The sequence below is a fragment of the Sodalinema sp. genome, from assembly GCF_046483825.1.
Lineage (GTDB): Bacteria > Cyanobacteriota > Cyanobacteriia > Cyanobacteriales > Geitlerinemataceae > Sodalinema.
In genome coordinates, this window is record NZ_JAWOCL010000128.1 from 1 (window position 1) to 10,026 (window position 10,026).

The 10,026-nt window shown below is 52.5% G+C and carries 9 protein-coding genes and 1 tRNA gene; 6 read left to right on the forward strand and 4 right to left on the reverse strand.

Annotated features, from left to right (window positions below; genetic code table 11):
- Positions 1-122: 122 nt before the first annotated feature.
- Entirely contained in the window at positions 123-1,247 is a 1,125-nt protein-coding gene (locus R6U67_RS08190) for a DegT/DnrJ/EryC1/StrS family aminotransferase (RefSeq protein WP_410252091.1), read from the reverse strand.
- Between the two features lie 206 nt (positions 1,248-1,453).
- Between R6U67_RS08190 and R6U67_RS08195 the strand changes: the two genes are divergently transcribed.
- From R6U67_RS08195 to R6U67_RS08210, 4 genes are all read left to right on the forward strand, one after another.
- Positions 1,454-2,653, forward strand: coding sequence for a glycosyltransferase (locus R6U67_RS08195; RefSeq protein WP_410252099.1), 1,200 nt, complete (start codon positions 1,454-1,456; stop codon positions 2,651-2,653).
- A 70-nt stretch (positions 2,654-2,723) separates the two neighbouring features.
- Positions 2,724-3,455, forward strand: coding sequence for a sugar transferase (locus tag R6U67_RS08200; protein ID WP_410252092.1), 732 nt, complete (start codon positions 2,724-2,726; stop codon positions 3,453-3,455).
- A gap of 250 nt (positions 3,456-3,705) precedes the next feature.
- Positions 3,706-4,782: a GDP-mannose 4,6-dehydratase gene (gmd, locus tag R6U67_RS08205; protein WP_410252093.1), complete on the forward strand. Its 1,077-nt coding sequence runs from the start codon at positions 3,706-3,708 to the stop codon at positions 4,780-4,782.
- A 142-nt stretch (positions 4,783-4,924) separates the two neighbouring features.
- Positions 4,925-5,878, forward strand: a complete 954-nt coding sequence (locus R6U67_RS08210) for a GDP-L-fucose synthase family protein (RefSeq protein WP_410252094.1) — start codon at positions 4,925-4,927, stop codon at positions 5,876-5,878.
- Between the two features lie 5 nt (positions 5,879-5,883).
- Here the strand turns inward: R6U67_RS08210 and R6U67_RS08215 are convergent, their stop codons facing one another.
- Both R6U67_RS08215 and R6U67_RS08220 read right to left on the reverse strand, forming a co-directional pair.
- Positions 5,884-6,528, reverse strand: a complete 645-nt coding sequence (locus R6U67_RS08215; RefSeq protein ID WP_410252095.1) for an ExbD/TolR family protein — start codon at positions 6,526-6,528, stop codon at positions 5,884-5,886.
- A gap of 113 nt (positions 6,529-6,641) precedes the next feature.
- Positions 6,642-7,433 (reverse strand): MotA/TolQ/ExbB proton channel family protein, encoded by a 792-nt coding sequence (locus R6U67_RS08220; protein WP_410252096.1) that lies wholly within the window; start codon positions 7,431-7,433, stop codon positions 6,642-6,644.
- Positions 7,434-7,597: 164 nt separating this feature from the next.
- Between R6U67_RS08220 and R6U67_RS08225 the strand changes: the two genes are divergently transcribed.
- Positions 7,598-9,589, forward strand: coding sequence for a CHASE2 domain-containing protein (locus R6U67_RS08225; RefSeq protein ID WP_410252097.1), 1,992 nt, complete (start codon positions 7,598-7,600; stop codon positions 9,587-9,589).
- 2 nt (positions 9,590-9,591) lie between these two features.
- Here R6U67_RS08225 and R6U67_RS08230 read toward each other — a convergent pair.
- A tRNA-Glu gene (locus R6U67_RS08230) sits at positions 9,592-9,664 on the reverse strand.
- 117 nt (positions 9,665-9,781) lie between these two features.
- On the opposite strand from R6U67_RS08230, the gene R6U67_RS08235 reads away from it, so the two are divergent.
- On the forward strand, positions 9,782-9,988 hold the full coding sequence (locus R6U67_RS08235; RefSeq protein ID WP_410252098.1) for a hypothetical protein: 207 nt from the start codon (positions 9,782-9,784) through the stop codon (positions 9,986-9,988).
- Positions 9,989-10,026: the final 38 nt, after the last annotated feature.

Genomic DNA, 10,026 nt, shown 5'->3' on the forward strand with positions numbered 1-10,026 from the left:
CCCTACCCCCTCTTGCCTCTTGCCTCTTGCCTCTTGCCTCTTGCCTCTTGCCTCTTGCCTCTTGCCTCTTGCCTCTTGCCTCTTGCCTTTTGCCCCTTGCATGCATGCCTCTTGCCTCTTCCCTATTCCCCAATCCACTCCTTCAACCGATACATCACCTGTTCTTGCTGCTGGGCCTGGAGTTCAGGAAACATGGGTAGCGAGAGAACTTGGGAACAGACGGCTTCGGTGACCGGAAAATCGCCCTCAACGTAGCCTAAATGGCGATAGACGGGCTGAGAATGGAGTGGGGTTGGGTAGTAGACCATTGTTCCCACTCCCTGGTCTTGTAGGCGCGATCGCAGGCGATCGCGGTCTTGATGGGGAGCGAGTCGGAGGCTGTATTGATTCCAGACATGGCCGGGGACATCTTGGGGGAGGTGTAAATCCGGCAGAGGTGCGAGTAGCTGTTGATAGCGACGGGCCACTTGGCGACGTTGCTGATTCCATTGGTCTAAATAGCCGAGTTTAACGGACAAGATTGCCGCCTGAAGGGCATCTAGGCGGCTGTTAATGCCGATTTCTTCGTGGTAATAGCGACGGGTTGCGCCATGTTCCTTGAGCGATCGCAGTCGTTGAGCCAGTTGAGGGTTGTTGGTGGCGATCGCGCCGCCATCGCCAAAGGCTCCTAAATTCTTGGTGGGGAAAAAGCTAAAACAGCCCGTCATGCCAAAACTTCCCACTTGTTGTCCTTGCCAAGTGGCCCCAGTCGCCTGGGCGCAATCTTCGATCACGGGAATCTCATGGGCCTCAGCTAACGCCATCAGGGTCGTCATATCCAGGGGACGGCCAAATAAATGGACCGGCAAAATCGCCTTGGGTTTTGGCTGAATGGGCGACTCTAGGAGGCGAGCGAGTTGGTCGAGATCGAGGTTAAACGTCTCCGCTTCGATATCCACAAACACCGGTGTGGCGCCAACAGCGCTAATCATCTCCACCGTGGCGATAAAGGTAAAGGGAGTTGTAACAACGGTATCGCCGGGGCCAATATCCAAGGCTCGTAGGGCCAAAAACAGGGCATCGGTTCCCGAATTGCAACTCACACAATGTTCAGTCCCGAGATAGTCGGCAAACTCCTGTTCAAAGGTGGTCACCGTTGCACCGCCGATGTAGCGTCCCGAGTTCATGACCCTGAGAACGGCTTGGTCTAACTGCTGTTGTAAGCCTTGATATTGCTGTGCTAGGTCCAGTAGGGGAATTGAGTTCACTCGCTCACGCCCAAAAATGTCTCCCCCTAGCATACCGCTCCTGTACCCTGTTAAGTTAATGCCGCCCCTGGGGAACGCGATCGGTCTAGGTTGAGGATTGGTCTAACTAACTAGGACGCAATTAAACTGTCAACTTGTTGCGATGCAAGAAATTGCTCGTTTTAAACTGTTCATTTTCAATTGTCTAGTATTGTCTATTGCTAATTATGCCCGATGTGACGGATTTAAAGACGGCCCTAGTTCATGAATGGCTCACCCCGGAAGCGACTGGCGGCTCAGAACTGGTGGTGCGGGAAATCCTCAACCATGTCAACGCCGATCTGTATGCCTTAATCGATTTTGAATCGTCTAACCCCGAGAGTTATCTCTATGGTCGTAGCATTGGCACGAGCTTTCTGCAACAGTTGCCGCGATCGCGAGCTGGGGTGCAAAAATATCTGCCGCTCTTGCCTCTAGCCATTGAACAACTCGATCTGGGGGACTACGATCTGATTCTCTCATCGTCCCATGCCGTGGCCAAGGGAGTCCTGACCCGTCCGCAACAGATGCATATTTGCTATTGCCATACGCCCATGCGTTACATTTGGGACTTAACCTTTGACTACCTGCGGGAATCGCGCCTAGGGCAAGGGATACCGGGATGGTTAACCCGTCTGTTATTGCATCAACTGCGTCAATGGGATGTCCTCAGCGCCAACCGTGTGGATTACTTTATCGCCAATTCCGGCCATACCGCGCGTCGAATTTGGCGCTGCTACCGTCGCCGCGCGGAAGTGATTTATCCCCCAGTCGAGGTGGAGCGATTTCCCTTTGTTGCCAAGAAGGGGGAGTTTTACCTAACCGTGGCCCGATTAGTCAGTTACAAAAAGATTGATTTGATCGTCCGAGCCTTTAACCAACTGGGATATCCCCTAGTGGTGATTGGCAGCGGTCCCGAGGCGAGTCGTCTCGAGGCGATGGCCCAAGGGAATATCAAATTTCTCGGATCTCAGCCCAATGAGGTTGTGGAACAGTATATGTCCCAAGCCAAGGCTTTTGTTTATGCAGCTTGTGAAGATTTTGGCATTGCTCCGGTGGAAGCCCAAGCTTGCGGAACCCCCGTGATTGCTTATGGTGCCGGCGGTGCCTTAGAAACCGTACGGGATAGTCGTCAGTGGGGCAGTCGCGGCACGGGTATTTTGTTTAAGCCGCAAACTGACATCGCGCTCATCGAAGCGGTTAAAACCTTTGAGGAACGGCGATCGCGCTTTCAACCCGAGGCGGCGCGATCGCATTCGGTTCAGTTTGCCCCTACAATCTTTGAACAGCGTTATCTATCCTATTTAGAACGCTGTTGTCGAGACTTTCAAACGGGTATCCCCGATGAAACCCATGTCCTGTCTGCTCATCCGTTTGCGGTGGACTAAAGCCAGATGACGGATATGGCGTTACGATCTCGACTGTGTGTGTGTGTGTGGTGTGAATGGAAGGAGTACGATGACTGCCAATAGCCAACTGATCTCTGCAAAAGGACTGTGGGCGCTCGCCAAACGGGGAATTGCACCCCGTCTAGCAGACTTGCGCCCTCAAGGGTTCACAGTGGCAGACGCCAACGGTGCGTTCGGAAAACGCCTGTTTGATATTCTGTTTTCTGCCCTGGTTTTGATTTTATTTTCCCCGGTGTACTTCATTTTGGGGTCTTTGATTCTCTTGAGTTCCCCCGGTCCAATTTTCTATGTTCAAGAACGAATTGGGAAAGACCGAAAACCCTTTGGTTGCATCAAATTTAGAACGATGGTCTCGAATGCAGATCAGGTTTTAGAAGAACTCCTAGAAAGCTCTCCGCAAATTCGGGCTGAGTTTCAGGAAACCTTTAAACTCAAAAGCGACCCCAGAATTACCTGGATTGGTCGCTTTTTGCGGTTTACCAGTCTCGATGAATTTCCCCAATTTTGGAATGTGCTTCGGGGAGATATGAGTGTCGTCGGTCCTCGTCCGCTTATTCGCGAAGAGTTGCCAAAATATGGACGCTATATGGATAAAGTGTTGACCATTCGTCCGGGAATTACGGGATTATGGCAAGTGTCCGGACGCAATGATATTCCCTACGAAAAGCGGGTCAAGATTGATGTCTATTATGTCAACTGCCGTAACGCTTGGATGGATTTTTGGATCGCCATCAAAACGATTGGTGTGATTATTTTCCCCAAGAACAACGGCGCCTATTAAGATAACGACTCATCCGGGTTCTAGTGGTATTCGCTCACCCTAGAGCCTCCCCGGTTGGGGTTTGCGAGGGTAAACCCGGCCTCGACTCCCTCAGGATGGGGTCTCGGCGCCCCTGTCAACCCTGGGCTGTTGGGCATTCGGCGGTCTCAGGGGTCAGGTGAGCGAACGAAACCCGGGGCAGATTGAGACAAGATAGGCTACAACAGACGAGGGAGTCTCCCAATGATACAGACTTGAGGATTACAGAATTGTGACCGAATTGAAACGAGCATTAATTACCGGAATTACTGGGCAAGACGGGTCCTATCTCACTGAACTGCTGTTGGAGAAAAACTACGAAGTTCACGGGATTATTCGTCGAACCTCGACTTTTAACACTGATCGCATTGATCATGTGTATGTTGACCCTCACAGTGAAGGAGCGCGGTTGTTTCTCCATTATGGGGATCTCACGGATGGGACGACCTTACGGCGGATTCTTGAGGAGGTTCGCCCTCATGAAATCTATAACCTGGGCGCTCAGTCCCATGTGCGGGTGAGTTTTGACTCTCCCGAATATACGGTTGACACGGTGGCGATGGGAACCCTACGGCTCCTCGAAGCGATCCGGGACTATCAACAACGAACCAGCAACGAGGTTCGTTTCTATCAGGCGGGATCGTCGGAAATGTTCGGGAAGGTTCAGGAAGTGCCGCAGAAGGAAGGCACTCCCTTCTATCCCCGCAGTCCCTATTCCTGTGCGAAAGTGTATGCCCATTGGCAAACGGTGAACTATCGTGAGTCTTATGATTTGTTTGCCTGTAATGGCATTCTCTTTAATCATGAGTCACCGCGACGGGGTGAAACGTTTGTCACCCGCAAGATTACTCGTGCGGTGGCCCGGATTGTGGGCGGAATGCAGAAAAAGCTGTTTTTAGGCAATTTGGACTCAAAACGGGATTGGGGCTATGCCAAGGACTATGTACGAGCGATGTGGTTGATGCTTCAGCAAGAGTCCCCGGATGACTATGTGATTGCCACCAATGAAACCCATTCAATTCGGGAATTTCTCGATTTGTCCTTTGGTTATGTGGGTCTCGATTGGCGTGATTATGTTGAGTTTGACTCTCGTTATTTGCGTCCGGCGGAGGTGGATTTACTGATTGGGGATTCGTCTAAGGCCCGAGATAAGCTCGGCTGGACGCCTTCGGTGAATTTTGGTGAGTTGGTGGCGTTAATGGTGGAAGCGGATTTAGCGGCTCTGGGGTTGCCCTCGAAGCAAGCCAATGGTGAGAGTCCGAGCGATCGCGCCTTTATTCGTCACGATTCTACGAATACGGTGGATTAAAGGACGGGTGAGGTGGCGATGCTGCCCAAAATGCTGGTCAATCTAGCAACATCGATGAGGTTGGGCGGGTGTTCTGCCTGCCCTGAGAAAATGGCATTAAAGATGGTATTGAGAGTCTAAGAGAGTCTAAAAGGAAGAGGTTATGGCGGGTTTATCGTTAGCAGACAAGCAGATTGTGGTGACGGGAGGGGCGGGATTCCTCGGTCGCCAGGTGATGGCTCAGTTGGTGGCAGCTGGGGCCAGTGAGGGGAATATCTCGGTGCCGCGATCGCGCGATCGCGACTTACGACAGCTAGACCATTGTCAGGAGGTGGTCAAAGGTCAGGATATCATCATCCACTTGGCGGCTCATGTGGGCGGAATTGGCCTGAATCGAGAAAAACCGGCTGAGTTGTTCTACGACAACTTGATGATGGGAACGCAACTGATTCACAGTGCCTATGAGGCGGGCGTTGAGAAGTTTGTCTGTGTGGGGACGATTTGTGCTTATCCGAAATTTACGCCGGTTCCTTTCCGAGAAGATGATCTCTGGGATGGCTATCCTGAAGAAACGAACGCCCCCTATGGAATTGCCAAGAAAGCCCTGTTAGTGCAGCTACAAGCCTATCGTCAGCAATATGGGTTTAATGGGGTGTATCTGCTGCCGGTGAATCTCTATGGCCCGGAGGATAACTTCAATCCCAGTAGTTCTCATGTGATTCCGGCCCTGATTCGCAAGGTTCATGAGGCTCAAGAACGAGGCCAGACTCAACTCCCGGTTTGGGGAGATGGTTCGCCGACGCGGGAGTTCCTCTATTCAACGGATGCGGCTCGCGGGATTGTCATGGCGACTCAGGATTATAATGACCCAGATCCGGTGAATTTGGGAACTCATGAAGAGATTTCAATCCGCGATTTGGTGGAAACGATTTGTGAGTTGATGGAGTTCGAGGGGGAGATCGTTTGGGAAACGGATAAACCCAATGGCCAACCCCGCCGCTGTTTGGATACTCAGCGGGCTAAGGAGCGTTTTGGTTTTGTGGCTCAGACGGGCTTCCGGGAGGGGCTGCAACAAACGATCGCCTGGTATCGTCAACATGGGGCTGAACTGGATTAGAGGTGTTAATTGGGGGCAGGATTGGTGTCCCCGGTTGCGTCTTCTGGGGTTGCGTCTTCTGGGTTTGCGTCTTCTGGGGTTGCGTCTAACCCATCTAAGGCTGGGCTATCAAACTCTAACTGGGGTTCGAGTCCGGGTAAGCCTCCCTCGGGTGACGGTCTCGGTGGGGATAGGTCGGATTCGGGGGTGATGGGGAAGTCGCCGAAGGGGTTTTGTTGTTGGTTGCGCTCTAGGGGGTTTTCTTGACTGGGATTGACGCCGAGGGAGACGCGATCGCCGCCAATCGACCGTAAAAGGTCAAGCACTTGTAAGACATTGTCATATTGAGCCATGGGATGGCCAAAAACCACCACCAGTCCGTCAGGGTTTTCGCTTTGATAGGCCAGAAGCCGTGCGGGGAGTTCGTCGAGGGTGACGGGGTCGCGATCGACGTAGATGCGACCGATGGGATCGATGCTGACTCGGAACATTTCCCGCATCTGTTGTTCGCCGGTGGAGGCTTGGGGTAAACTCTGCTCGATCGCCTGCTGACGGCTCAATCCGACTGCCCCAAGGATGAAAAATGTCAAAATACAAAAAATGACATCCATCAGCGGCAGAATCTCAATATGGGCGTTGTCCTGAAGGATCTCAGTCGGTTTAATTTTCATCGAAATGGCCTGGGAACAACAATTAATAATCAACAATTAACAACACTTAACCACCAACCGGCGACCCTGAACGGTCTGGAGTTGGGGGACGTTCCGGTGGATCCTGGGCTGCGTTAATGGGTTTCGCGATCGGTTTTGTCGTCTGGATTGTCGTCTGGATTTTTGTCTGAGTTATCGTCTGAGTTGTCGTCTGACTTATTCTCTGAGTTGGGCTGAGGAGAATTTTTTAGCCGAGTTCCAGGGACTTGAGAGAGGTTGGGGTGATCTTGAGACTGACGTTGACGTTCAGCCCAAAATTGCCGATAGCAGAGTTCTAGGGCGTTACCACTTTTGCGAAAGACTTTGGCTTGGTTGACGACAAACCCTTGAAATAGACGATAGAAGCTAAGGCTGATAATGGCGACAATTAGCCCGGTGGCGGTGCTAATGAGGGATTCGCCAATCCCTTGGGTGACGCCTTCGGTGGCGGTGGTTCCGAGATCGCCAATGCTGATGGAACCGAGGGATTCAATTAAGCCTAAGACGGTCCCGAGTAAGCCTAACAGGGGTGCGATCGCAATGACGCCTTCTAAGATTTTGTCGCCCCGGCGCATATTGGCCAGTTCTTCATCAGCGGAGGCTTCTAGGGCGAGTTGGAAGAGTTCGGGTTCAGGTTCTTGAAGTTGCAGCGGTGCGTAGAGGAAGCGAGCGATGGGACTCGATCGCCCCTGACGGGCAATTTCTGCGGCTAAATCCCAATCTTGTTGTGCTGTTTCTAAGACGCGATTGACCAATTCCCGCTCTTTGGGGAGGATGCGAACCCAAAACCAGAGGCGTTCAAAAATGGTGGCGATCGACAAAACAGACAACACGAGCAGCGGAATCATTGCGATACCGCCTTTGTCAAACAGTTCTAGGATATTCACCCGTTGTACTCCTGCGTTCTCAAACTCTTAATGATCGGGGGGCCAGGCTCCGGCGATGAGGCCGGTTGAGGCGAGAAATTTAGATGGATTGGCTCAGATTCTAGCCGATCCATTTTAACCGGCTGAACGCGATAAAATTGGGGGGGCGTTTCAAGAAATCCTGGATGGTTTGGCTCAATCTCCCGAAGCAAATACAGAAACAGTGGTCTGAGTGGCAAGGGTTTCTCATGGCTGGGCCGGGTGTTGCGCTCATTTTACTCCTTTTCCGGGGCTTCGGCTTGGCTCAGCCTTTGGAATGGGCGGCTTATGATTATTTGTTCCTGTTGCGTCCTGAGAGTTCCCGAGATGACCGCATTTTGATTGTCGGTTTGACGGAACCCGATATTGAACGTTGGGATTCACCGATTAAGGATGAGACGTTAGCGACGCTTTTGGAAACGATCGAAGAGGCGAACCCTCGGGCGATTGGTTTAGATTTTTACCGCAATATCCCGGTTGAACCCGGACACGATCGCCTATTAGAAGTCTTTGAGCGTTCAGATAAGATTATTGGGATCGAGAAGCAGGTCCCGGATCAGGTGGGTGGGGTGATTGGTCCACCGCCGGTTTTGGCGGAGAAGGGCCAGGTGGGGGTGAATGATGTTCCTGTTGATGGCGATGGACGATTACGACGGGCGTTATTGTTTTTAACGGATGAGGGGGGCCAGTCTTATCCGAGTTTGGGGTTTGTTCTGGCTTGGCTGTATTTGCAACAGGAACGCGGTTTTGATCCAGAGGCCCAAACTCATCCTGAGTATCTGCAATTGGGACAGCAGGTGTTTTATCCGTTTGAGGCGAATGATGGGGGCTATGTTCGGGCGGATGCGGGGGGATATCAGATTTTGCTCAATTTTCGGGGTGGGCCAGGCTCGTTTGAGCAGGTGTCCCTGTCGGATGTTCTCGATGGACGGGTGGGTGCGGAGGAGATTCGCGATCGCGTGGTCTTGGTTGGCCCCGTGGCGCCGAGTCTCAATGATTTTTTCTATACACCTTATAGTCAGATGGTATGGGGGGGAGTTTGGGATCGGCCCCATCGTATGACGGGGGTTGAGTTTCAGGCCAATTTAACGAGTCAGATGATTAGTGCGGCGTTGGACAATCGCCCGCTGATTCGGGTTTGGCCGTCTGGGTGGGAGGCGGCCTGGATTGTGCTTTGGACGTCGGCTGGGGCGATGCTGTGTTGGGGGTTGCGTCGCAGTCGGGTCACTCTGCTGAGTTTGATTGGGGCGGCGGGTGTGTTGGCGATGTTGGGCTATGGGGCGTTTTTGGGGGGATGGTGGATTCCTGTGGTGGTGCCGCTCTTAGGCTTAGGGGGGTCGGCGATCGTGACGACGGCCTATGTGGCTCATTTGGAACGGGAAGACCGCCAGTTGATGATGCACTTGTTTGGTCGTCATGTGACGTCAACGGTGGCGGAGGAGATTTGGCGACAGCGACATCAGATTTTACAGGAGGGGCGCTTGGTGGGGCGCAAGGCCACGGCGACGGTCTTGTTTACGGATATTAAGAATTTCAGTACTTTAGCCGAACAGATTGATGCTGAACCTTTGATGTGTTGGCTTAATGAGTATATGGAGGGGATGGCTGAGGTGGTGTTACGCCATCAGGGGGCGATTGATAAGTTTATTGGTGACTCGGTGATGGCGGTGTTTGGGGTGCCGTTGTTACGGAATCAGGAGACGGAGATTGCGGCTGATGCGATCGCGGCGGTGCGTTGTGCGCTGGATATGGGCCAGAAGCTTCAGGAGTTGAATTTACGCTGGCAAGAGAAGGGCCAGCCGATTATTTCGATGCGGGTGGGAATTGCGACGGGGTCTCTGGTGGTGGGCAGTTTGGGCAGTTCTCAGCGGGAGGATTACACGATTATTGGCGATAGTGTGAATGTGGCGTCGCGTTTGGAGAGTTTTGATAAGTCGGTGGATGGGGGACTCTGTCGGATTTTGATTAGTGAGTCGACCTATCGTTATGTTCAGGGACAGTTTGCGATCGAATTGCTCGGCAATGTGTTGTTGAAGGGGCGACAAAAGCCTGTGAAGATTTATCAGGTCCTCTTGGAGCCAGAGGCTTCACATGAGCAAAGACCGACCGCCCTGGATGAGCGATCGGTCTTTGGTTAGAATACCCCCAGGGGAATTCGAATCCCCGTCGCCTCCGTGAAAGGGAGGTGTCCTAGGCCTCTAGACGATGGGGGCGTATTCGTGGTTGGGCTGAGCTGTTTAACTCAACACCTTTACTAGCCTAGCCCCAAGTTTTGAGAATGTCAAGGGGTTGCTGGATTTTTTTTTCGGGGGGCGATCGCGATCTCGGGAGTGGAGTCGGGGGATGTGGGACAGGTGGCGGATGAAGTCATCCAACACTTAACCTCCCTAAACAATGCGAAGATCCGAATCACCCTAGAGATTGACGCTGATATCCCAGAGGGGATTCCCGAGGATGTGGCTCGCACGGTGCTTGAGAACTGCAAAACCCTAAAGTTTGAGCAACAGACTCTCGATTCAGAGACTCTGGAGTCCTAGTGCATCTCGCTGGGGGAGTCGGGGACACTCTTGATTTT